The sequence below is a fragment of the Thalassospira profundimaris WP0211 genome (assembly GCF_000300275.1).
In the GTDB taxonomy this organism is placed as follows: domain Bacteria; phylum Pseudomonadota; class Alphaproteobacteria; order Rhodospirillales; family Thalassospiraceae; genus Thalassospira; species Thalassospira profundimaris.
Genome location: NZ_AMRN01000001.1, coordinates 181,545 through 204,573 on the forward strand (window position 1 = coordinate 181,545; position 23,029 = coordinate 204,573).

Sequence of the window (23,029 nt, forward strand, 5' to 3'; positions counted from 1 at the left end):
CCTATTTCAGAAAGACGGCCGAAAGCCCTGTCAGGATCAGCACATAAAGCGCAAGGTCAGTCAGCGCCGGATGAACGGTGATTTTGTAAAAACCGATCTGCGCCAGACCAAATCGGGTGACCTTCAGGCACCCCCATGCAGCAATGGCCAGAACCAGAAAGCCCGGGACATACAGGCCGTAAAGATTAAATGTCGGATTGATCATGCTGTTTCCCCCATGATCGTCGGCTGGGCTGGCAACATGCCGCCGCCGGAATGTTTGCGCAGGCGTGGTACGCCTGTTTTTGAAAGCGTGCGACGCAAGGCAACCAACGGCAAAACAAGCCGTTCGCGCTCTGCCGCTGCCAAATCACTGACCGCCATGCGAAGAAGGTTGTCGACCTCTTCGACAATCCATGGATCGGGCAACCGGTCCGGATCGGTCAGGCGTGCCTCGAAATGTCGCGCAATCGACCGTAACAGCACCTTGATGCGATCTGAAACCCGCTTGTTGGTAAACAAAGTCGTCATGCGCAGGTCATAAAGTGCGGAGGCAATGGAGACTTCCGGCATCACCCGGACCAGGGTGTCACGACGCTGCGGTGCCATTGCCAACCTCGGCAGGATCAAGCCCTGCCGATCCAGCAACCGTCGCACAAGGATCAAACGCCCATGCGCGAACGATCCACGTGCAACCGCTGCGATGTCACGCCAGTTGGCGCGAACCAGACGCATGATCGACTGGTCTGCCGGCACGACCCGGATCAGGGCAGTCGCAACAGCCGCCGCGGCAAAGCCGATCAGGGATGCGACGCCACCACCCAGAATACTCTCGATATCGCTACTAAAGGTCGTATCAAGGTTCAGGATCATGACAAGGTTGACCACCATCGCCAGTCCGAACCCATAGGTCACCTGCGATGTCATGAACACACCAAGCACAATGCAGTAAGGCGCAAACGACAGAACCAACAACGGAAAGCCATCAATACCCGGCAGGATCATCAGATTGTAAAAAACAACCCCGCCAACAGCGATCGTGGTGTAGCGCATAAAGCCTTTAAGCGCCGGAACAGGATTATCAAGAAACGACATGATCGAACTGCCAACCGCCGCCATCATCGCTGCGGTCCCACCAGCATTCCAGCCAGTGGCGATCCAAAAGGCACAAACGGCAATGACCGCCACCATTGCGGCAATACCGCTGCGCACGGCCCCATTGGCATCGCGGTCCATGCCCTCGGCACCTGCAGCTCCGTACCAGCGGCCAAGCACGTCAGACGGGGCTTTGCCCGCACGAATACCGTCCCACAAAACGCGGCAGTCATGATGGAAATCCAACAACCGGTGCAACCGGTCACACAGATTGATCATCAAAAGCCCGCCCCAGTCATCTGCCTGGCGGATTTGATCACGGAACGCTGTCACGCGGTGATGCAAATCAGCGACCAAAGCTGGATCATGGCTCTCTTGATTGATGTGCTTGATAATGTCATCGCACAGACGACGCAGTTCTTCTGGCACCTTAACATCCGCCGCCTTTAGGGCCGTCAGGCGATCATGCACTGCAAAGCAAACCGGCAGCAGAGACGCCATGGCACTTTGCAAAGCCTGCAATTCCCGGGTTTGCCCGGCAAAGCGGGATTTCTCATAGCCCAGATGCAACGCCATGCCGCGCAACTCGCCAAGGTCACTGGCAATACGCGCCCGGTCGCGATCAAGCTGATCGGGGTCCATATCAGCATCAAAACTTTCGATCACCAGTTTGGCAACATCGCCCATCCAGCCATCAATCTGCGCGGCAATAACCGGACCGAGATGGCGCGGCAGGATGATGTGGCCTACCAATGTCGCGCACAGAATACCAAGGGTGATTTCCTGAAAACGGGCAATCGCGGTTGGAAACACACTGATTGGGTCGGTCACCGACGGAAAACCGATCAGGGCAACCGTATACCCGGCCAGCATCAGAACATAACTGCGCGGGGTGCGATCAAGGCGGGCAAAGAACAGGCACACGCCAACCCAAAGCGCCAAAACAGCGCTCAGCACCATCGGCGCATTAACCAGATTGGGGATCAGAATGACCGCGACCACCGCACCAAGCAGGGTACCCAAAACACGATAAACCGCCTTGGATGCCAGAACCCCGGAAAGCGGATGGGCAACAATATAAACCGTCGCCATCGACCAGACCGGGCGATCAAGATCGAACGCCATGGCGATATAAAGTGCCAGCACCGCTGCCGCGAACGTCTTGATCGAGAAAATCCAATCGACTGGTTTCGGCCGGAAAGACAGGATGTTTTGTAACATGCCGGGTCCTCCTGCCTATTGTGACCGGTCACGCGCATCCAGTTGGGTCAGCAACTCGCGCATGACATCAAGGGTGATGTTCAGATGCTCTTCGGAAACATTTGCGGTCAGCTCTCCGCGCAAATTGCCCAGCAAAGCTTCTATCTCGACGGCCTTTTCACGGCCCGCATCGGTCAGGGCAACCATCTTGGCCCGGCGATCACTGGGATCAGAGACACGCGTAACCAAACCGTCTCGTTCAAGCTGATCAATGACGCGGACCAGTGATGGGCCCTCGACACCAATTTCCTCAGCGATCAAGCCTTGGCGTACCGCACCGCCATGGCGATGCAAAACGATCAGAGGCATGACCATGGTCTGCGAAAGCCCATGCGCCTGAAGGGTGCGATTGACCTCGCGCTGCCAACAACGCGCCACGCGCATCAGGGCACTGCCAAGGGTCAGATAAGGGGTGTTTTGATCAATATTTTCCATGCCCGGACCATAACAGAAAAATTAGATAGGATTCTAACTATTATAATCCTATCAGTTATGACCTGCATGCATAGATGCACCATTGCCGCATGCATATCTGCATACGGGCCTTCGAAATACACATGTGAAACAGAAAGTTACGCTCTATTCCGGCTTTCCGAACAAACCGGTCATCAGCATGCTGGTCACGGATGGCACTTCATTCAGCGCCCGGCCATTGGCCAGAAACACCACCACCGTGTCCTGCTCCGGGAACCAGGAAAATTCGGCGGAATAGCCAAAATAGATCCCGTCATGGCCCCAGACGGGGCCCCAGTCGCTTGAACCGATCATAAGCCCATAGCCATAAGACCCGTCACCGGCAAAAACGGTATCGGTTGTTGCGCGTTCAATCGCGTTCGGGCCCAGCAGCACACCCTCAACAAAAAGCGCACGGGCGAACTTGACCAAGTCCTCGGTCGTTGAAATCACCCCGCCATCGGCCAGTTGATCGCCGACATCGTAATCCGTGACGTCTTCAAGCTGCCCGTCGCCATTGGCATCATCAAAGCCCCGCGCCAGCGATGCGGGCCTTGGAAATCGACCAAAGGATGTATTGATCATCTCGGCCGGTTCAAAAATCCGGCGATTGAACACCGCCTCGATATGGTCACCCTCGACCGCCTCGATCATCACGCCGAGCAGGATGAAATTGCTGTTGGACGGCGCATAGTTTGTTCCCGGCGCAAAGTATGCTTCCCGATCGGCAATCAGCGGCAACAGCTCGACATTGCGCCAGCCGTGCTGCGGGTCGCGCCCGACCAGCTCGAAAAAGAACTCACCATCAAGGTAATCGGGAATGCCCGAACTGTTGCGCAGCAAATCACGAATGGTCGCACGATCGGCGTTGGCAATGCGATCGCGGAAGGCTCCGGGCAGGTATTTACCAATCGGATCAGCCAGATCAATCCGCTTCTCGGATGCCAGTTGCAGGGTCACAACCGCCGTCATCATCTTGGTCAGCGATCCGATATAAAACTGTCGATCCCGCGTCATGCCGGTTTCGGGTCGGACACTGGCATAACCGGTCGCGGCATAACGCACACTGCCTTCGCCATAACCAATCGCCACCACGGCGCCGGGAAGTCCGGCATGTTCGACATATTGATGCAGGAATTTTTCCAGCGGGTCAGACGGCGCTTCCTTGGTGCTTGCGCTTTGCGCCAATGCGGGATGGTTCGCGGACATGACAAATGCCAACGCCAATATCGTTATCGCACATGCGGAAATACGCCGGAATGCCGGGTTCAAATCGCTTTACTCATCCTGTCCAACCACGCCCAGCTTCGGGCAAATTGCTTTCCGCCCGGTTAATCCGGACTTTCCGAGAGCTTTGATATCCAGGCCCTCAGCGCCGCCTCAAGGTCATTGGTGCGGACCGTCACCGGGCTTTCCCCCGCTTCGTCATAAACCGGCGTGATGTCGGTTGTGTCCGGCCCGACATTTATGATGTAGGCATTCATCGCCATTTCCCAAGAGGGTTCAAGACCTTGGCGCACCTTGCCAACCTGCAAAAGCACCTCAGCCGCCCATTGGTCCGCACGCCCGATATCCATCACAAGACAAGCCGCAATCCGGTCATGGCCCGGATCGTCAGTCACCTTACCCGGCCAATCGGGCGGCGGAAAATCACTGGCTGTCATTATAAAAAACTCTCATCACCTGCCGCTTGCCCCCCCCTGATCAATACAGCGGAAAGGCCGTGTTGATTTTGCCTGCATATTCCCCGTGGCTGAGTGTGGCAAAGGCGATATAAAAACGCGCATCTTCCGATGGGCCAACGCAGTATTCCGTCCCCGTTTCGGATCCGTCTTCGGGTCTGTTAAACCCGCAAGAAGCCCACTGCGGCGCGCCAGTTGGGCACGCCACTTGATTCTCATAGGCATGGAGAATGGATCGCACTACCTCAAGCAGATTGCACGTGTCCGGGAAAATGGTCGAAAACTTTGACAGATTGGGACCATCGGGGTTGACTAGCGTGACGATCCCGCCATAAACGCCACTGGCATTTGGCGGTTGGGTGATCTTTACATCGGCAACACTACCCGGGTTAATGCCACCCGGGCGGGAATGAAATCCCTTGGCCTTATTGCCCTCGATCTCACCGCAAAAGACATGCGGAATATTGATCGACGGGTTGGAGTAAGTCCATTGAATCTTAGTGGGGCAGGTGAACTGCGCCTGCGCACTGCCCGTCACACCAGCCCAGAGCATCACTGCCCCGGCAACAAACATAATGGAAAACCGTGAAAGCCTGATCATGGAGACCTCCTTTGCCCTGCGCCGATTATATTTTCCAGAGGTACGGCGCGATTGGGAGAGTTTACCACACCCGATTAAAGCTGCGAAAATTCAAGCCCGATACGAAGGGCCAACACACTTGCCGGCTCAAAGCGCATCGGCACCCCGCCAAGCTTGCCGCCATGCCACTGTGCCTTGGTCAGGACAAACGCGCCAAGCGGCAGAGCATGACTGCCTCGGAAATTGACCAGGGCGCGGATTTCCTTGGGCTTGCGGATCGCCTCATCGCGCCACAGGCAGTGATAAGCAAAAAGCGGCGTGCCGGATCGTCGATCAAGGAACACAAACGGCACCTCATATTGCCCCCAGCGCGCGTAATAAAGGCTTTCCATCCCGACACTTGATGTCAGGAACTGGGTCTGGATCGCGGTTTCCGCCAGTCGTGTGATGGTGGCACTATCGGATGCCCGAACGCCAATCAAACCGGTGCGCAGGCCCGGATGAATAAGGTGCACCTTGAACGCCACCGCGCGCTGAAACGGTTTGGCGTCCTGATCGACACGTTCAAGACGGCGCACCAGCCAGGCACTTTCAAGATATTCAAGATACCGCCGAAGCGTGTTCTTGGCGATATCAAGCTCGCGCGCCAGCCCCTCGATCGAAAATTCCGACCCGGTGTTATAGGCCAAAAGCGCAAACAACCGATGCAAATCCGACGGGCTTGAAATGCCATGCAGACCCGGCAAATCCGAATGAAGCGACCGGTGAATGGCCCCGGCTTCGCCATTGGCGGCATGAAAACCGCCTTCGTTGATGTAATCTTCGAACAGGTCATTTAGTTCAATCAACCCGTCCGGCACATCGGCGGTATAACGCCCGACATTTGGCGTTTCGGGCAAGACATCACTGGGTGCGATGCCCTTTTGCTCAAGATATTCGGCAAAGCTGAAAGGCGGTAAAAACAGGCTCTGGATATATTCCGCATTATCCCCGGCTGGTGCCAGCGCACTGACCGCGACCACGCGCAACATCGGATCGGCGGCGAGCAACTTGATCAGGCTTGCCTCCCAGTCGCGCTGATAGGACACCTCGTCGATAAACAGCCAAAGCGGATGATCGGCCGAAATACCGCGCATGGAGCGCAGCAGCTTCGGCAAACGCGGCAGATCAACTTCAAGAAACAGCGGATGTTCAAGCGAGATATAGCAAACATGGCGTCGCGGCGTGTCGGCATTCAAAAGCTCCGCCACGGCCTGGCGCATCATCACGGTCTTGCCCACCCCGCGCGGGCCCGTCAGGACAACCGCCTTCTGCCCGTCATTCTTTTCGATCGCCGCCCAAAATCGCTTGAAAAACGCCCGTTGCGGCAGGCCCTGCACCTGATCATCGGTAACACCATCCCACCACGGGTTATCAAGCATCAAACGATGCAGAAAATCCTGTTCGCCGGGATGCTCGATCATGGTCGTCATATTGTGCTCCCCAAAAGCTGCCTGCCCTATAGCGCACTATATGGGCAATTTTTCCGACTTTGCCGGAAAAACCTTTAAATTAGGTATAGTGATAAACGCTATTTGGGGGTTTTGCCGCAAGGAACTGCAAACAAAAGAAAAACCGGACCCCACCCACAGTGGCAAAGTCCGGTTCCATGAATGTCGGGCCGATATCCGCTCAGGCGTCGCGATGCCGGCTGAGGAAATCAAGGATCAGCGCGTTGATTTCATCGGGTTTGTCTTCAAGCGCAAAATGCGCCGCCCCTTCCACAAGGCTCAACTCCGATCCCGGAATATCGCCATGCAGACGTTTCGCCCAATCGGGCGTCTGCCAGGCATCCTGCGCGCCCCAGATCAGCTTGACCGGCTTGGTGCCAAGCTCGCCCAACCGGTCCGCCACCTTCATTGTATGGATCGGGTCATATTGGCGGATTTGATGTTGAAACAGGCTCGCCTGACCTATCGGACCGGAAATGTAATCGACATAGGTTTCAAGCGCTGTGCCCTCGAACCGCTTCTGATCAACCACGGCTGATTTTACCCAGTCGCGGAAATGCGCCCGGTGTTCTGCATCCGGCGCCTTGGCCAGAACATCAAGCCCGGCCTCCATCTGCTGGCGTGTGCGTTTGGACGGATAGCTGTCATAACTGACCGCATCAATCAGGGTGATGGTCCGTGCGACATCCGGGCGGAACACGCCGACCTGCTGGGCAATCGCTCCGCCAAAGTCATGACCGACGATATGGGCCGATGTCAGGCCCCAGTGATCCATCAACCCTTCCAGAATCGGCAACTGCCCACTGATAGATGTATCGATTTCCGGATCCCATGGCCGTTCCGACAGCCCGTATCCCAGCAAATCAAACAAATGCACCTTGTATCCCGCAGTCACCAGCGGCTCGATGCTATCGCGCCAGATCAGGGATGATGACGGCGTACCATGTAGTAAAATGACAGGCACCCCATCGCCATACACTCCGTGGGCAATGCGCGTGTTATTCATCAGAACATGATCATTTGCGACCGGCTTCATCGGGTTCTCCTTATCTCGGGAAATCTGTTGATACCCCGATGATGGGCTGCGCCTTGCCATGACACAAATGAATAGATATCATTTTATCATCTGAAATTGTCATGCAGTACGCCCGTCAGGAAAGACCCTCGCCATGCCCCGTCTTGACATCGCAAGCCTCGAAGCGCTTTGCGCCATTGCCGATCATGGCGGTATCACCCGCGCGGCCGATCACCTTGCACTGTCGCAATCAGCAATCTCGCATAAGATCAAACGGCTCGAGGACGGGCTGGGCTACGCCATTCTCGATCGCCGCGCCGGCGGGGCCAAATTCACCCGCGAAGGTCAACAATTACTCGCCTATGGCCGTCGTATTCTCGCCATTCACGAAGAAGCCCTGATCAGCCTTACGCGCAAACCGCTGAAAGGTCGCCTGCGCCTTGGCATGACCGAGGACATGGCCAATAACGGCCTGCCCGGCATTCTGGGTCATTTCAAAAAGCTCTATCCCGACGTCGCGGTCAGCACCACCACTGCCCAAAGCCTGCATATCGCGCAGCAGCTTGAAAATCGGGAGATTGATCTTGGCGTCTTTGATCTGTTTGATCATCTCAAACGCCCGACCGATATCGCCCTCCGCCAGACACCGTTGCACTGGGTCAAGGCTCCTGATTTCGAACTCGACTGGTCAAAACCGATCCCGTTTCTGGCGTTTGATCCGGATTGTTTTTATCAGAAATGGGCGATGGAAACCGGCCTGACCCACGCATCAGGATTTGAAACGATCCTGACCTGTGCCAGCAGCAACGCCATTGTGTCTGCCGTTGCATCCGGGCTTGGCGTTGCCCTGATCGGCGATCACTGCCTGACACCTGATATTCAGGTCATTTCCGATGCCTTCCCATCCCCGCCAATGGTCACGACCGTGATCCGGACATCTCGTCAGGCCCACGGCGAACCCACAACCGCGCTGAAAAACGTTATCCGCGACGCCTTTGCCCCGGCCATGAGCACGGCGCAAATAACCAGACAAAACAAAACCGGACCTTGGGAAAGGTCCGGTTTATGTGTTTGACGACGATCTCACATTGCTAACGCGAGGGGGGATTTGGGGTAGCTGATAAAACCGCCGTCAATCTCGTCAAAATGCTCTGCTCGTGCTTAGGCCTTCGGCCCATCCGTCTTGGTATCGTCCGGCTTGCTGTCATTATCGGATTTACCGGCTTCGTCATCCTCTTTCATCTTTTTGAATTCGGATGCCATGCGGTAATCACCAGATGCGACAAAGCCTTCCATCGAACCGGTGCGCCGTTCCAGATAGTCAAACTGCTCGCGCAGGTCTTCCATCCAGCTTTCTTCATAATCAACACCAACTGTCGGGCGCTCATTTGCGGCATCCGGCGTGCTGTTGTTCTGGCGGGCGGCACGTCCGGCCGATGTGCTTTGACCGGCACCGCGTACTTTACCGCGCAGAGCATCAAACCACTGCGGATGATGGACATAGGCCCACGCCAGACCAAACAGCATCAATCCGACCGGGAAGCTGAAGATCAGAACCAGAATGAAGGCAATCAGCACCCCTTTGCGCGGAATGCCAAAGGCTTCTGAAATGCCGCGCGTGGTACGGCCGATCACACCATGACGCCTGGAACCATCCGGGTTGTGCCGTGAGCCACATCCACAGCGCGAGCGTCTTTTGTGACTGTGCCCAAAACCGTCTCCGGCAGTAGCTTGCTGAGCAGTCATATCCTGTTCCTCCATTCGGCAACCTCGGCATCTAACAGGCGTTCAAGTGTTTCGACACGCGTTTCGAGTCGCTTTGCCCGTTGTTTCAGACCCGCCACCGCTTCCTTTTCACGGGCTGTCTGTTCCGGGCTTTGCGGGCGTTGCTCGGCCTTCATGCGTTTCCAAACCGTGATGTAATGAAACACCACCCAAACCGGGCCAACAACGGTGATCAAAACGATAAGAGGTACGGCAATCGCCCACATATTCGACATCTCGTTCTTTCAAGCAGGTTCACACGTCGAAACACGAAAACCCGTTACTTATTTGTCTTTTTTCGCGTCGCTTTTTACGCGTGCTTTCAGTTCCTTAAGATCATCCTCGATCCCGAGCTCGGCCTCAAGGTCTTCGAACTGTTCCTCAAGGCTCTGTCCGCGACCAAGGTCCCAGGAGTCCGCACTCGCTTCAAGTTCGTCAATCCGGCGTTCCATCTGCTCATAGCGCAGAAGTGCTTCGTCGATCTGACCGGAATGCAGCTTTTCTTTCATTTTGACACGCTTTTCAGCCGTCTGCATGCGGATTTCAACCGTACGCTGTTTCGCCTTGGCTTCATTCAGCTTGTTCTGAAGCTTATTGAGGTCCTCGTCATACTTGCCAAGGGTTTCCTCGATCACTTCCAGTTCACGCTCAAGCACAAGGCTCTGGTCGGCCAGACGACGGCGCGCCATCAGTGCGCCCTTGGCCAGATCATCACGGCCTTTGGAAACAGCAAACTCTGCCTTGGTGTCCCATTCGACCTGACCGTCATGAAGTTTCTTAAGCTTGCGCTCGACTTCCTTCTTGTCGGCAATTGCCTTGACGGCGGCGGAACGCACCTCAACCAGGGTGTCTTCCATTTCCTGGATCATCAACCGCACCATTTTCTCCGGATCTTCGGCACGATCCAGAAGCGAGTTGATGTTGGCATTTACGATATCGGACAAACGCGAAAACACGCCCATTGTCTGATCTCCTTAATTAATCGGGGGACGCACAAAATTCTGCACTCTCTACTTCAAATGCCGTGCCAGTTTTGAAATCCGCCAAAATCAATAACTTAATCAATCATCAGACTTTTTGCTTAACTTTTATCGCGACAATAATGACGTTTTTCGATAACGTTTTTCGCGAAATGGATAGCTTGCAACCGATATTGGGCGAAGACCCCGTTTTTTTGGCCGCCCTTGAACATGTTTCACGCTTGGCGCCGATTGAACGCCCCTGCCTGGTGATTGGCGAACGCGGCTCGGGCAAGGAACTGATTGCCGCCCGCCTGCACTATCTTTCACGCCGCTGGGGCGGGCCACTAATCAAGGTCAATTGCGCCGCCCTGTCTGAAACCCTGCTCGATACCGAACTTTTCGGCCACGAGGCCGGGGCGTTTACCGGCGCGACCAAACGCCATATCGGGCGGTTCGAACGCGCGCATGGTGGCACCATCATCCTGGACGAAATCGCCACCGCAAGCCCGGTGGTACAGGAAAAGCTTCTGCGTGTGGTGGAGTACGGCGAGATCGAACGCGTCGGCGGCTCGGAAGTCATCGAAGTCGACACCCGCGTCATTGGTGTGACAAATGAAAATCTGCGCGAACTGGCCAAAACCAACAGGTTCCGCGCCGATCTGCTGGACCGCCTCGCCTTTGACGTCATCGCCGTACCACCGCTCCGCCAACGGTATGATGATATTCTGTTACTCGCCGAACAGTTCGCGCTTGAGATGACAAAACGTCTGGGCCGCAGCGTTTTTCCGGGCTTCTCGCGCAATGCCGCCGAACAATTGCTTCACTATCCCTGGCCCGGCAACATCCGCGAACTGCGCAACGCGGTTGAACGCAGCATCTACCTGTCCGAGGACGACGAAACCCCGCTGGCCAATATCACCATTGATCCGTTCGAGGACATCTGGTCCGAGACCGACCGCGAAACGCCGACACCTGCGGCAGAAGTCGATACGCCCGAACCAGACGCAAATATCGACTTCAAAACACAGGTCGCCAATTTCGAAATCAAGTTGCTTGAACAGGCCCTGCGCCAAAACGCCAACAACCAAACCGAAGCCGCCAAGGCACTAAAATTGAACTACCATCAGTTTCGTAGGTTGCTTGAGAAGCACGAGATTTCGACGCAGCGTTGAATTCTGAAATCTGTCAGATTCTGTCAATATCTGACATCGGTTCATTTATTATTGCACCGCAATACACTTATAGGTTTAGTCGAGCAATAGAACTCAACATTTCCTGTAGGTTACACGCCATGCCATCGGTTCTTCTCGCCCCCAATTCCTGCAAATTTATCCGCAAATCAGTTCAGATTGCCGTCTTCGCCGCACTCGGACTTGCCGGGTTGCACGCAACAGCATCCGCCGAAGAATGGCTGCTTACGCCTTACCTGCGGGCTGATCTGGGCTATTCCAGCACGATTGATGACGACGCTGATTCACGTGATACCATCCGCGATACATGGGACACCGACCCACATACAGGCACGCGATATCAAGCTGGCGCCGGATTGAAGCTCAACAATTACCTTCGAACCGATCTGACGATTTCATATCGCGATAACATGGCAAATATGGATTCTTTCACCTTCAACAACAACACCGGTTCAACGCGCCAGGCTACCGCAGGTCGCCACAACACGTCTAATGTCACAACCATGTTGACTGGATATATCGATCCGCTTGCAGCTTATGGCATCAATACCGGGGCCTTTTCACCTTACATCCAAGCTGGCATTGGCTGGGCCCATAACCGCACGAAATCGACGGGTATTGGGGGCACCACTAATATAATTGATGGGGCGCAACATGATGATGTCGCCTGGCAGGCAGGCGCTGGCCTGAATTACGCACTAACCGATCACTGGAAGATCGATTTTTCCTATCGCTATATCAATATGGGCGAAGCGCGCGCCAGCAAACATTTTACATCAGGCTCCGTCCCAAACGGCAGACTGACGCAGGAACTACGCTATGATCTGCATGCGCACGAAGTCATGCTGGGCCTGCAATATCAGTTCTGATCACACCAAACGGCGACATCCTGAAGTCACCTGCTCTATGCAGACACCCCGGACCTCGACATTCTCGCGGTTCGGGGTGTTTTGTTTTGGCATGTCCACGGATTCAGGATTAAACGCGATGCACCAGCCAAGAACACCGAACTACCAAAAAAGTGACCCAGTGATGCGCTGGAACTTGCCGGATCGCGTGTTCTTTGCCTGCGGTGCCTGCCATATCCTTGCCCACGCGTTTCTCATGCGTTACGGCACCGATGACATGACGCCTTTATGGCTTCACCCGCACAAGGGCTTTACCGGCAATCATATTGTCATTGCGTGGGATGACTGGATTTTCGACTATCACGGCTACAGCCATCGCCAGAAATTCATCGATCACTGTTTTCGCCGCGCCCGCCAACGCTGGGCAAACTGGGATGCAGAAATTAAATCAATCCCGCGCGACGTATTGATTTCCGAGAAAAAATCACGGCAAATCGACGAGTTATGGCTACGCGAACCAAAACAGTTTCTGCACGATGCCTTGCCCCGTGCCGAACGCTTCCTTGATCGCTTTGCACCGCCACCAACAGGCATCGCTGGTCGCAACGCAAAGCCTTAGTCCGCCAACGCGCGGGCAATCACCATCCGCTGAATATCAGACGTGCCTTCATAGATCTGGCACACCCGCACATCGCGATAAATCCGCTCGACCGGGAAGTCCTTGAGGTATCCGTACCCGCCATGGATTTGAATGGCGGCGGAGCACACTTCCTCGGCAATTTCTGACGCGTACATTTTCGCCATGCAGGCCTCGGCCAGGCACCGTTTATGATCATCGCGGAGTTCGGCGGCGCGATGAACCAAAAGCCGGGCGGCATCGATCTTCGTGGCCATATCGGCCAGACGAAATGCCACTGCCTGATGTTCGATGATCTTTTTGCCAAAGGTTTCGCGTTCATTGGCGTAATCCTTGGCGGCCTCGAACGCCGCACGCGCCATGCCAACCGACTGAGCGGCAATGCCGATGCGTCCGCCTTCAAGATTGGCGAGTGCGATCTTGTAGCCCTTCCCTTCCTCGCCCAGCATATTCTTGGCTGGCACGCGGCATTCAACAAAGGTGATCTGACGGGTGTCCGAGGCATTCTTCTCCTCAACCCGGCCCGCCTAACCAAGCGCAAATCTTCGACCCAATGTTACCGAAAGATGAGTACAACTAATATGTTGACAACTATGGCGATCAACACATCATGAACAAAATAGGTACATCAACGGAGTGTCAAAATATTCTTTTTTGGAATATGAATTGACAAAGCAGAGGATTGACATGACATTTAAGTCATCTGAAACAGATAACCTGATCATGTCAGAGGCTCAACCTGCTTATGACAAGCTGGAGCGAGATAATCCACGTGCCCTTACAAGACTGCTGAATGTTTTGGCGCAAGTACTGTCAGATGACGATGAGATTAAAAATCCGGGCGATAACTTATTTTTCAGGGCTTCTGAAAATGAGAAAGTCATTAAAATCTCTCACCCTTTGGCCAATGAATCTTTACTCGTACTCATCCCGCAAGACGACACAAAATGGCAAATCGGAAGAGTTTTAAGCACAGGCGATGATAAAGAGATTGATGCCGCTGAACACTGGGCAGATAAAATACTCGGTATCTAGGAGCTAATCATGTCAAAAGAAGCTGCAAAGAAAGCACAGTTACTGCTTAAAGAACTAACAGCACAATCTGACGTGGCTGCCGAAGAGAACTTGCTTGAAGCAGAAGCAAAAAACTCACTTAAACATATCAGAGAACAGCTGATTAATCTTCGTTCTAGCAAAAACCTAAAGCAAAAAGAGCTTGCCGATTATTTAGGCGTCAGCCAATCAGCAATATCAAAAATTGAAAATGGATCTGGGGATATTGGTTGGCAAACGCTGTACAGAGTTTGCAGAGCCTTAGGTTATACTCCGTCAGTTACGTTGACGGACAACTCATCACCGCTTTCCACCCCAACAGATGCCTTCGCCGAAGGGCTACTTTCAGCTGCGAACTTCCTAAATGAAGAACAGAAATCGAAGCATACTGATATTTCGGAATACATTACGGCACTTACTGAGAAGCACCGTAAGTTAATTCAAGAAATAGAAACACCCTTCCCAATTTCCAACAACAACAACCCAGCTCTTCTATGGTCAATGTATGGCGAGTCACAACTTCGGCACCTACCGAATTCGCCTGTAGAGCGACGCAAATCAGATGGATTGCGCTCAGTACTTATTGACGCCTTAGATAAAGCTCTAGAGAAATACTTCGCAACGGAAGATAAAAAATTTCCCGACCAACACAGAAACTCAATCGAGTATTAGTAAAAATTTGGCGTATCCATTATGGATTGGGTAAATACTTTCGGAATCATAGGAACTCTCGGCTTACTTTGGTTTCCCGGACGAGATTTACTATATCGATTAGCCGGACACCTCTGTATAACTTTGCCAAAGCAATCAGAAGCGAGAGCCTCGGAGGAAGGAAAAATACGAGTGCAGGGCGTAATCGAACTCGCAAGGAAAACAGCTGATGCACTTGATCGGAAACGAAACGAATGGAACAAGTGGGATGCTATTTTTACGTTTTCTGGCGCATCATCACTGCTTCTTTCTTACGTGATTGCAATGTTTACCGGTTCGGGCTGTTGATAGGTTTAGGAACTTAACTAATCCGCCAACGCGCGGGCAATCACCATGCGCTGGATATCAGACGTGCCTTCATAGATCTGGCAAACCCGCACATCGCGATAGATGCGCTCGACCGGGAAGTCCTTGAGATAGCCGTAACCGCCGTGAATCTGGATGGCGCTTGAGCACACTTCTTCGGCAATTTCGGAGGCGTACATTTTCGCCATGCAGGCCTCGGTCAGACACGGCTTGTGATCATCGCGCAAGGCAGCGGCGCGATGGACCAGCAACCGGGCGGCATCGATCTTGGTGGCCATATCGGCCAGACGAAACGCAACCGCCTGATGTTCGATGATCTTTTTGCCGAAGGTTTCGCGTTCATTGGCGTAATCCTTGGCGGCCTCGAACGCCGCACGTGCCATGCCGACCGACTGGGCGGCAATGCCGATGCGACCGCCTTCAAGGTTGGCAAGCGCAATCTTGTAGCCCTGCCCTTCCTCGCCCAACATGTTTTCGGCTGGCACCCGGCATTCGACAAAGGTGATCTGGCAGGTATCCGAGGCATTCTGACCAAGCTTTTCCTCAACCCGGGATACGACATAACCCGGCGTATCAGTCGGCACAATAAAGGCGGAAATGCCGCGCTTACCCGCATCCGGGTCGGTGACCGCAAAGACGATGGCGACATCGCCCTCGGACCCCGATGTGATGAATTGCTTGGCGCCATTTAAAACCCAGTGATCGCCATCGCGCACAGCCCGGGTGCGTAACGCACTGGCATCCGATCCGGCTTGCGGTTCGGTCAGGCAAAAGGCCCCGATCTTTTCACCGCGCGCCATCGGGATCAGAAATTCCTGCTTTTGGGCCTCTGTCCCGAATTTCAGGATCGGCATGCAGCCAACAGAGTTATGCACCGACATGATGGTCGAGGTTGCGCCGTCACCAGCGGCAATTTCTTCGAGTGCCAGCGCATAGGCGACATGATCCATGCCCGCCCCGCCATACTCGTCAGGCACCAGCATGCCCAAAAAGCCCAACTCGCCCAGTCCTGCAATCGCCTCGGCCGGGAAGGTATGGTGGATGTCCCATTTTGCGGCATTGGGTTTGAGTTCGTTTTCGGCAAACTCGCGCGCGGTATCGCGCACCATGATCTGATGTTCTTCCAACCGCATGACGGCCACCCTCCCACTTTACGTTTCATGGGCGATGTCCGGTCCTGCGATCAGAAGATCGTTTCCATCAGACCGGGCTTACTCTTCGCCCTGAACAAATTTGTCCTGCGCGGCATCAAAGCGCCACAGGATCCCTTCTTTCATGCCGTACCACCAGCCATGCAGCTTGAGGTCACCGGCCTCGACCCGTTCCTTGATGAACGGGAACGACATCAGGTTTTGCAGCGAGTTACGGATCGAATGACGCGATACCTTGTCGACATCCGGGCCATGTTCGAGACAGCATTTCGAAATGCTGACCCACTCGCCGATAAAGTCGCGGTCCGGCACCTTGCCCGCTTCGCCGTGCTCGACCAGAGCCTCCATGCCACCGCACGCCGAATGGCCCAGAATGACGATGTCCCTGACCTTCAGATCACGCACCGCAAATTCGATCGCCGACGACGTCCCGTGATAGTTTTCATCGGGCTCATAGGGCGGGACAAGGTTTGCCACATTACGGATGACAAACATCTCGCCCGGTTCGGCATTGGTCAGGATGGCGGGATCAACGCGGGAATCAGAACAGGCAATCAGAAGAACTTCCGGTCGCTGGCCCATATTGACCAGGTCCTCGACGCGTTCCGGGCGCTGATCATAATACATCGCCTTAAAGCTCTTGAACCCGGCAAGCATCCGATCAACGGTTGGCTTTGACATCTCGCGAAGTCCCCTATTCTGTCATAACGCTGTCGACAAAATAGGACCAAATTGCCCAAGTTGATAGCCCCCATTCCAACCTTTTGAACCGTTCTAAACGTGCGATCTCCTTTGTTTCGCAGACAACCAAACCCTGACGTTCCTAGAAACGATCCGCGCGCAGCACCTGACAGTCACTGATGGTGACAACGCCGATATGACGATCCACCACCTCAAACGCGGCCTCAAGCATCCGGTCAAGCTTCTCAGGGCGGATGATGCAGATCACCTGAACCATGCCGCCGCCGCGCGACACGGTATCGTCGCGGCTCCAACTGCCTGACCGCCCCGATCCGCCAAGTACTGGCAGCACGGAAAAGCCGGTAACCCCCGCCCCTTCAAGCGCCTGACGCAGGCGGCTTTCCATAATGGCTTCGATAATGATCGCCACGCGTTTGGCATCATGCTTTTCCATGGGATTAACCTCCGTGAACGGCGCTGGCCATCGCAAGATAAAGCGGAATGCCAAGCGTCAGGTTGAAGGGGAACGTCACGCCAAGCGACAGCGTAAGATAGACCGACGGATTGGCCTCTGGCAGGGCGACACGCATGGCAGCCGGCACCGCGATATAACTTGCCGAGGCGGCCAGAACCATCAACAGCACCGCCCCACCAAGCGACAGGCCGATAATCAGCGCAAACGCCAGTCCAAGGCACGAACCAATCACCGGCATCAACATCCCGAAAACAAGCGGCCCCGGACGCAACACCGCACGCCCCTGTTTAAGGCCACGCCCCGCAACCAGCCCCATATCCAGCAGGAACAGGCAAAGAACCCCCTGGAAGGGCGAGACAATCAGGGCTTCGATCTTGGCCATGCCCTCGGCACCAGTGATCCAGCCGATAAAGAAACTGCCGACCAGCAGGACGATGGAACCATTGAGCAGGATTTCACGGATCAACGCGCCATCCATCCGGCCCTTGCCGCCCGATGACACCAGCAACAGGGCCGAGAAGATGGCAGGTGCCTCCATCGCGGCCGCCACCGCAACCATGTAACCCTCTGCCACGATGCCCGAACTTTGCAGGACCGAGGTTGCTGCGACAAACGTCACGATCGAGATCGAGCCATAATGCCCTGCGACCGCAGCGGCATCTGTTCTGCTCAGTTGCGAGATCCAGCGCAAAAGGCCAAAGGCAATGAAGGGCAAGACAAAGGACAGGATCACGCCCGCCATCAGCGTCATGCCAAGTGTCAGGTCGATCCCGTTATTTGAAACCGCCACCCCGCCCTTGAAGCCAATGGCAAACAGAAGATAAAGCGAAATGCCTTTGGCGACGGCTTCGGGGATCGTCAGATCCGATCGCGCAAGGGCAGCCCCCACCCCCAGAACAAAGAAAAGAACGATGGGCGACAGAAGATTTTGCGCCGCCAGGCTCAACACATCTTGCATGGCTGTCCCTTGACTATGATACCCCGGTGTTGGTGTCGCGCAAGCAGCCTCGCCCCTGCGCAAAAACCGCAATTCCGATAACAGGATCACGGTTTTCTGTCATCAGAAAGTAGAGCGTGTTGCATCAAGTTTGCCTCACTTTGCCGAGGAGATCCTTCTGTCCGGCAAGGAAAGGTCCGCTGCGCGTAGCGGGGCTACGGTCAAGGACCTTGACGCTGCGGGGCGGAAGAATGTCCCGGCCCACAGGGTTTGTTTTTGGCGGCTTTTCGCGGCGTTACACCGTTTGACCGATGCGCCGCATCGCTCTGCACGCTGTGCCTTGCCAAACGACACGCCAAAAACAAACAAAGCGAGGCAAACTTGATGCAACACGCTCTAACGCTCCGATCACAGGGGCGTAACTTCGTTCACATAATTTACCAAAAACTTAAAGCAGCTCGATGGCAACCGCCGTGGCCTCACCGCCACCAATACAAAGCGATGCCACACCCTTGGTCCCGCCATGGGTTTTAAGCGCATGGGTCAGGGTCACGAGTAACCGCGCACCGGTCGCACCAATCGGATGGCCGAGTGCACAAGCCCCGCCATGGACATTGACCTTGCCGTGATCAAGCTCAAGATCACGGATCGCAGCCATTGCCACCACGGCGAAGGCTTCGTTGATTTCCCAAAGATCGACATCGTCCTTGGACCAGCCGGTTTTGCCCAGCACCTTTTTAATCGCATCAATCGGGGCCGTCGTGAACCAGCAGGGTTCCTGGGCGTGAGTCGACTGACCAACGATCCTGGCAAGCGGCTTAAGCCCGCGCTTTTCGGCTTCCGACGCACGCATCATCACAAGCGCCGCAGCGCCATCGGAAATCGATGCCGAATGGGCAGCCGTGACCGTACCGTCCTTGGCAAAGGCCGGGCGCAGGGTGGGGATTTTTTCAGGTTTGGCCTTGGGCGGCTGTTCGTCGGCGTCAATCGTGACCTCGCCCTTGCGGGTGTTAAAGGTCACCGGGGTAATTTCATCGGCAAAATGGCCGGACATGGCGGCGTTTTGCGCCCGCGTCAGCGAGGTAATGGCGTAGTCATCCTGCTCTTTGCGGGTAAAGCCGTATTTTTCGGCAGTTGCCTCGGCAAAGGTGCCCATCGAACGGCCCTTGTCATAAGCATCTTCCAGACCATCCAGCGCCATATGGTCATAGACCATGTCATGGCCGTATTTGTGGCCCGACCGCATTTTCGGAAGCAGGAACGGCGCATTGGTCATGCTTTCCATGCCGCCCACCACCATGACATTGGCGCCACCGGCGACCAGCGTATCATGGGCAAACATCACGGCCTTCATGCCCGATCCGCACATCTTGTTGATCGTGGTCGCCCCGGCCGCACGCGGGATACCGGCATGCCAGGCCGCCTGACGGGCCGGTGCCTGCCCCTGACCGGCGGGCAGCACATTGCCCATGATGACTTCATCAATATCATCGGCGCTAATACCGCCGCGCTCAAGCGCTGCCTTGATGGCAACACCGCCCAGCTCGGCGGCGGTCACGCTGGCAAAATCCCCCTGCAATCCGCCCATTGCGGTGCGGGCACAGGAGACAATGACGATCGGATCAGAAGTGCTCATGGTAAAGGTCCGTTTGTTCGTGGGACGAAGTTTCGGGTTTCAGCTCAGAACTCAGGCGGTTTCGCCAAACAGTTCGCGGCCAATCAACATGCGGCGGATTTCACTGGTGCCTGCGCCAATTTCATACAGCTTGGCATCGCGCAGCAAACGGCCGGTCGGATATTCATTGATATAGCCATTGCCACCCAGCGTCTGAATGGCTTCAAGTGCCATCCAGGTTGCCTTTTCGGCAGCATACAGGATCACACCGGCCGCATCCTTGCGCGAGGTTTCCCCACGGTCGCACGCCTTGGCGACTTCATAAACATAGGCACGGCACGCATTCATCGTGGTGTACATATCGGCGATCTTGCCCTGCATCAGCTGGAACTCGCCAATCGCCTTACCGAACTGTTTGCGTTCATGAATATAGGGCACGACCACATCCATGCAGGCACGCATGATGCCGGTGGGGCCTGCGGCCAGAACCGCGCGTTCGTAATCAAGGCCGCTCATCAAAACGCGCACACCGCCATTCAGCTGCCCCAGAATGTTTTCCTCGGGCACTTCGCAATCCTGGAATACGAGTTCGCAGGTGTTCGACCCGCGCATCCCCAGTTTGTCGAGCTTTTGTGCCGTCGAGAACCCCTTGAACGTCTTTTCAATGATAAAGGCGGTAATGCCCTTGGGCCCGGCATCGGGATCGGTTTTGGCATAGACCACCAGCGTATGGGCATCCGGGCCGTTGGTGATCCACATCTTGTTGCCATTAAGGATGTAACGATCCCCCTTTTTCTCGGCCTTAAGCTTCATCGATACAACGTCGGATCCAGCACCCGGCTCACTCATAGCCAGGGCGCCGATATGCTCGCCGCTGATCAGTTTGGGCAGGTATTTGGCCTTTTGCTCGGGCGTGGCGTTGCGTTTGATCTGGTTGACGCACAGGTTGGAATGCGCGCCATAAGAAAGGGCCACCGAGGCCGAAGCACGGCTGATTTCTTCCATGGCGATCACGTGCTCAAGGTAACCAAGACCGGTGCCGCCATCTTCTTCGGACACGGTCATGCCGAGCAGGCCAAGATCGCCGAATTTACGCCACAGATCGTTTGGAAACTGGTTGCTGGCATCGATTTCAGACGCACGCGGGGCAATTTCGGCCTCGGCAAAAGACGAGACGGTTTCGCGGATGGCCTCCGCGGTTTCGCCAAGATCGAATTTCAGTCCGGGGAAGTCGAAAAATGCCATGTTCCTGTTCCTGCCCTGCGCAATTTGGTTATTTGATAAAAGTGAATAATCAGCCCGATTATGCGGCGCTGGTGAGTAATTCCGGCGGAAGCTTCATCACCTTGAGCGTCTGAAGCGAGGTCGCACAAAGGACGGTTTCGGTATTCCTCATACCAAAGACATCGATGCGGGTGACGATGATCGACCGACCGCGTGAAACCACCTCGCCAACCGCGCGCAACTGATCTCCCATACCCGGTGCGACGATGTTGAGTTTGTATTCAATCGTCAGCATGCCCTGATCGGCCTCGACCAAACTCCAGCCGGCAAAACCCCCGGCGATATCGGCAAGCCCCGCGATCAGACCGCCATGGAAATAGCCGTTATGCTGCAACAGATCGGGCCGCGTTGGCACAATCACCTCGACCCTGCCCGGTTTGACATCAGAAACCTCTGCCCCAATCGACAGATTGTAGGGCTGCTGGGCGAAACGCCGGCGCACTTCGGCGACGTAATCGGGATTTTGCGGTTCAAACGAGGCCATGTCGCGATCCTGTGGTGAAACCGGCGGGATGAGGATCAAGCACACCGGGATATGACGCGACTCTGTTGTAGTTGACGTTAACGTTAACGTCAAATTAAATCCGCATAGCTATACCGGTTTTTTTGATGCGGCGAGCAGCATCGAGACCAAATCGGCGTGAAGCCGCGGATATTCAATGGGTTCAGATTGCAGTTCGCGCGCTGGGCGCGGAAATATCCCATGATTTCAGTGGCATAAACAGAATGTGAGGAATCCTCATATTTGGATTGCCGCAATAATCGGGAGAGTTGGTCTACGGGTGCGACAGAGGCATCCCGCGTAGGCGCGGCAACAATCCGCAGTCAGTCTGACCCTGGTTAGCCTGACCGCAGTTAGTCTGGCCCCAGTTGGTTTGACCCTGGTTGGTCTGGCCCCAGTTGGCCTGACGCTAGCTAGTCTGGGCTCAGTTGGTCTGGTCGCCCCATTCCTGGATGCTGGCTTCGAGCATTTCGGTCATCACATTGCGGGAGACGAGATCGAAGACGGCACGCGACAGGCGGCCGCGCAGTTCGCCGGTGTTGCATTCCGATTTGTGCGACATGGTCAGATAGAGATTTTCGGTGCTGACCGGGGTGTCGTAGCTGCGGATATTGGTGATGTTTTCATGGGCGGCCACGGCCTTGCCGGGGAATTCTTCGTAAATCAGGTATTCCGCCCGACCAAGCGAGAGCATCTGCAAGCCCTGTTCGAGGCTTGGCACTTCGCTGATGGTCAGGTTGTGGCGGGCATAGGTGTCAAACGCCTGCCCGAAACTGTTATTGATCACGGTCAGGCCATCGATCCCGACCAGATCGGACCACTGGCTGTAGCGCAGGTCAAGATTGTCATGCGTCCAGATCACGGTGCGCGTGCCCTGAAAGGCCGGATAGAAGTAATCCATATATTCGAGGCGCGGCAGGGTCAGAAAGGCACCAGCGATCATATCAATCGTGCCGTCGCGCATATGTTGCTGCACACGGCCCCAGTTGCCCGAATAGACGACATCGACTTCAACACCGGCCAGTTCACCGGCCCGTTTGATAAAGTCGGCAGCAGCACCTTGCAGGGTATGGCCATCCTTGGCCACCCAGAGATAGGGCGGGTAATCCGGATTGCCCGACGCAACCAGACGCGAACAATCGCGCTGCCCGTCGGCATCGGAAACAGATCCGCTTTTGCCCGACTGTGCACGCACAGATCCCGAGCCAACAACGGTCGCCAAAAGCACGGCCAGAAATGCAATTCTGATGCTCATCATTACCACTCTTCCTCTGCCTGCATTTCCGAGCCCTGAGGCACGCAGAACAGATACCTTACGCTTAGGTGTAGTAAATTTAGACCAATTCCCCACTTCAGAAT

The 23,029-nt window shown here is 55.1% G+C and carries 25 protein-coding genes and 2 pseudogenes; 6 read left to right on the plus strand and 21 right to left on the minus strand.

Annotation, left to right across the window (positions count from 1 at the left end):
* Position 1: 1 nt before the first annotated feature.
* The 8 genes from TH2_RS00685 to TH2_RS00720 all read right to left on the minus strand — a co-directional run bounded on the left by TH2_RS00685 (position 2) and on the right by TH2_RS00720 (position 7,575).
* Positions 2-205: a DUF1656 domain-containing protein gene (locus TH2_RS00685; protein WP_008888460.1), complete on the minus strand. Its 204-nt coding sequence runs from the start codon at positions 203-205 to the stop codon at positions 2-4.
* The gene (locus tag TH2_RS00690; RefSeq protein WP_008888461.1) at positions 202-2,295 is read right to left on the minus strand and encodes an FUSC family protein; all 2,094 of its coding nucleotides are present in this window, start codon (positions 2,293-2,295) and stop codon (positions 202-204) included. Before TH2_RS00690 ends, TH2_RS00685 begins: the two co-directional genes overlap by 4 nt.
* Positions 2,296-2,310: 15 nt before the next feature.
* The gene (locus TH2_RS00695) at positions 2,311-2,769 is read right to left on the minus strand and encodes a MarR family winged helix-turn-helix transcriptional regulator (RefSeq protein WP_008888462.1); all 459 of its coding nucleotides are present in this window, start codon (positions 2,767-2,769) and stop codon (positions 2,311-2,313) included.
* Positions 2,770-2,913: 144 nt separating this feature from the next.
* On the minus strand, positions 2,914-3,996 hold the full coding sequence (locus TH2_RS00700; protein ID WP_157193745.1) for a serine hydrolase domain-containing protein: 1,083 nt from the start codon (positions 3,994-3,996) through the stop codon (positions 2,914-2,916).
* Between the two features lie 122 nt (positions 3,997-4,118).
* Positions 4,119-4,451 carry a hypothetical protein gene (locus TH2_RS00705; RefSeq protein ID WP_008888464.1) on the minus strand — a complete coding sequence of 111 codons (333 nt, stop codon included), beginning with the start codon at positions 4,449-4,451 and terminating at the stop codon, positions 4,119-4,121.
* 40 nt (positions 4,452-4,491) lie between these two features.
* The gene (locus TH2_RS00710; protein WP_051007560.1) at positions 4,492-5,043 is read right to left on the minus strand and encodes an EndoU domain-containing protein; all 552 of its coding nucleotides are present in this window, start codon (positions 5,041-5,043) and stop codon (positions 4,492-4,494) included.
* A 101-nt stretch (positions 5,044-5,144) separates the two neighbouring features.
* A complete protein-coding gene (locus tag TH2_RS00715) occupies positions 5,145-6,521 on the minus strand; it encodes an ATP-binding protein (protein WP_008888466.1) in 1,377 nt (458 codons plus the stop codon).
* 199 nt (positions 6,522-6,720) lie between these two features.
* Complete coding sequence (locus TH2_RS00720; protein WP_008888467.1) at positions 6,721-7,575, minus strand: alpha/beta fold hydrolase; 855 nt, start codon at positions 7,573-7,575, stop codon at positions 6,721-6,723.
* Between the two features lie 133 nt (positions 7,576-7,708).
* Between TH2_RS00720 and TH2_RS00725 the strand changes: the two genes are divergently transcribed.
* The gene (locus TH2_RS00725) at positions 7,709-8,629 is read left to right on the plus strand and encodes a LysR family transcriptional regulator (protein ID WP_008888468.1); all 921 of its coding nucleotides are present in this window, start codon (positions 7,709-7,711) and stop codon (positions 8,627-8,629) included.
* An 86-nt stretch (positions 8,630-8,715) separates the two neighbouring features.
* Here the strand turns inward: TH2_RS00725 and TH2_RS00730 are convergent, their stop codons facing one another.
* From TH2_RS00730 to pspA, 3 genes are all read right to left on the minus strand, one after another.
* Positions 8,716-9,189, minus strand: a complete 474-nt coding sequence (locus TH2_RS00730) for a hypothetical protein (RefSeq protein ID WP_008888469.1) — start codon at positions 9,187-9,189, stop codon at positions 8,716-8,718.
* A gap of 107 nt (positions 9,190-9,296) precedes the next feature.
* Positions 9,297-9,554 (minus strand): envelope stress response membrane protein PspB, encoded by a 258-nt coding sequence (gene pspB / locus TH2_RS00735; protein WP_232308297.1) that lies wholly within the window; start codon positions 9,552-9,554, stop codon positions 9,297-9,299.
* A 48-nt stretch (positions 9,555-9,602) separates the two neighbouring features.
* Positions 9,603-10,280: a phage shock protein PspA gene (pspA, locus tag TH2_RS00740; protein ID WP_008888471.1), complete on the minus strand. Its 678-nt coding sequence runs from the start codon at positions 10,278-10,280 to the stop codon at positions 9,603-9,605.
* Positions 10,281-10,450: 170 nt separating this feature from the next.
* Between pspA and pspF the strand changes: the two genes are divergently transcribed.
* From pspF to TH2_RS00755, 3 genes are all read left to right on the plus strand, one after another.
* Positions 10,451-11,452: a phage shock protein operon transcriptional activator gene (gene pspF / locus TH2_RS00745; protein ID WP_040822386.1), complete on the plus strand. Its 1,002-nt coding sequence runs from the start codon at positions 10,451-10,453 to the stop codon at positions 11,450-11,452.
* Positions 11,449-12,339 (plus strand): outer membrane protein, encoded by an 891-nt coding sequence (locus tag TH2_RS00750; protein ID WP_157193747.1) that lies wholly within the window; start codon positions 11,449-11,451, stop codon positions 12,337-12,339. Before pspF ends, TH2_RS00750 begins: the two co-directional genes overlap by 4 nt.
* A 76-nt stretch (positions 12,340-12,415) precedes the next feature.
* The gene (locus TH2_RS00755) at positions 12,416-12,937 is read left to right on the plus strand and encodes a hypothetical protein (RefSeq protein WP_238538637.1); all 522 of its coding nucleotides are present in this window, start codon (positions 12,416-12,418) and stop codon (positions 12,935-12,937) included.
* On the opposite strand, the pseudogene TH2_RS00760 reads toward TH2_RS00755, so the two are convergent.
* Positions 12,934-13,476, minus strand: a pseudogene (locus tag TH2_RS00760) (acyl-CoA dehydrogenase family protein); the annotation flags it as partial. The gene TH2_RS00755 and the pseudogene TH2_RS00760 overlap by 4 nt on opposite strands.
* Before the next feature lie 166 nt (positions 13,477-13,642).
* On the opposite strand from TH2_RS00760, the gene TH2_RS00765 reads away from it, so the two are divergent.
* Together TH2_RS00765 and TH2_RS00770 are read left to right on the plus strand one after the other, a co-directional pair.
* Positions 13,643-13,990: a hypothetical protein gene (locus TH2_RS00765; RefSeq protein ID WP_040822206.1), complete on the plus strand. Its 348-nt coding sequence runs from the start codon at positions 13,643-13,645 to the stop codon at positions 13,988-13,990.
* Positions 13,991-13,999: 9 nt separating this feature from the next.
* Positions 14,000-14,680, plus strand: coding sequence for a helix-turn-helix domain-containing protein (locus TH2_RS00770; RefSeq protein ID WP_008888477.1), 681 nt, complete (start codon positions 14,000-14,002; stop codon positions 14,678-14,680).
* A gap of 344 nt (positions 14,681-15,024) precedes the next feature.
* On the opposite strand, the gene TH2_RS00775 is transcribed toward TH2_RS00770, so the two are convergent.
* From TH2_RS00775 to TH2_RS00810, 9 genes and pseudogenes are all read right to left on the minus strand, one after another.
* Positions 15,025-16,158, minus strand: coding sequence for an acyl-CoA dehydrogenase (locus tag TH2_RS00775; protein WP_008888478.1), 1,134 nt, complete (start codon positions 16,156-16,158; stop codon positions 15,025-15,027).
* A gap of 78 nt (positions 16,159-16,236) precedes the next feature.
* On the minus strand, positions 16,237-16,857 hold the full coding sequence (locus tag TH2_RS00780; RefSeq protein WP_008888479.1) for a carbonic anhydrase: 621 nt from the start codon (positions 16,855-16,857) through the stop codon (positions 16,237-16,239).
* A 142-nt stretch (positions 16,858-16,999) separates the two neighbouring features.
* Entirely contained in the window at positions 17,000-17,311 is a 312-nt protein-coding gene (locus tag TH2_RS00785; RefSeq protein ID WP_007088811.1) for a P-II family nitrogen regulator, read from the minus strand.
* A 4-nt stretch (positions 17,312-17,315) separates the two neighbouring features.
* Positions 17,316-18,290 carry a sodium-dependent bicarbonate transport family permease gene (locus TH2_RS00790; protein WP_008888480.1) on the minus strand — a complete coding sequence of 325 codons (975 nt, stop codon included), beginning with the start codon at positions 18,288-18,290 and terminating at the stop codon, positions 17,316-17,318.
* Positions 18,291-18,717: 427 nt separating this feature from the next.
* Positions 18,718-19,905 (minus strand): acetyl-CoA C-acyltransferase, encoded by a 1,188-nt coding sequence (locus tag TH2_RS00795; protein WP_008888481.1) that lies wholly within the window; start codon positions 19,903-19,905, stop codon positions 18,718-18,720.
* A 51-nt stretch (positions 19,906-19,956) separates the two neighbouring features.
* Entirely contained in the window at positions 19,957-21,129 is a 1,173-nt protein-coding gene (locus tag TH2_RS00800) for an isovaleryl-CoA dehydrogenase (protein WP_008888482.1), read from the minus strand.
* Positions 21,130-21,187: 58 nt separating this feature from the next.
* A complete protein-coding gene (locus TH2_RS00805) occupies positions 21,188-21,652 on the minus strand; it encodes a PaaI family thioesterase (RefSeq protein ID WP_008888483.1) in 465 nt (154 codons plus the stop codon).
* Between the two features lie 292 nt (positions 21,653-21,944).
* A pseudogene (locus TH2_RS21935) lies at positions 21,945-22,061 on the minus strand (hypothetical protein); the annotation flags it as partial.
* A gap of 33 nt (positions 22,062-22,094) precedes the next feature.
* On the minus strand, positions 22,095-22,928 hold the full coding sequence (locus tag TH2_RS00810; RefSeq protein WP_008888484.1) for a substrate-binding periplasmic protein: 834 nt from the start codon (positions 22,926-22,928) through the stop codon (positions 22,095-22,097).
* Positions 22,929-23,029: the final 101 nt, after the last annotated feature.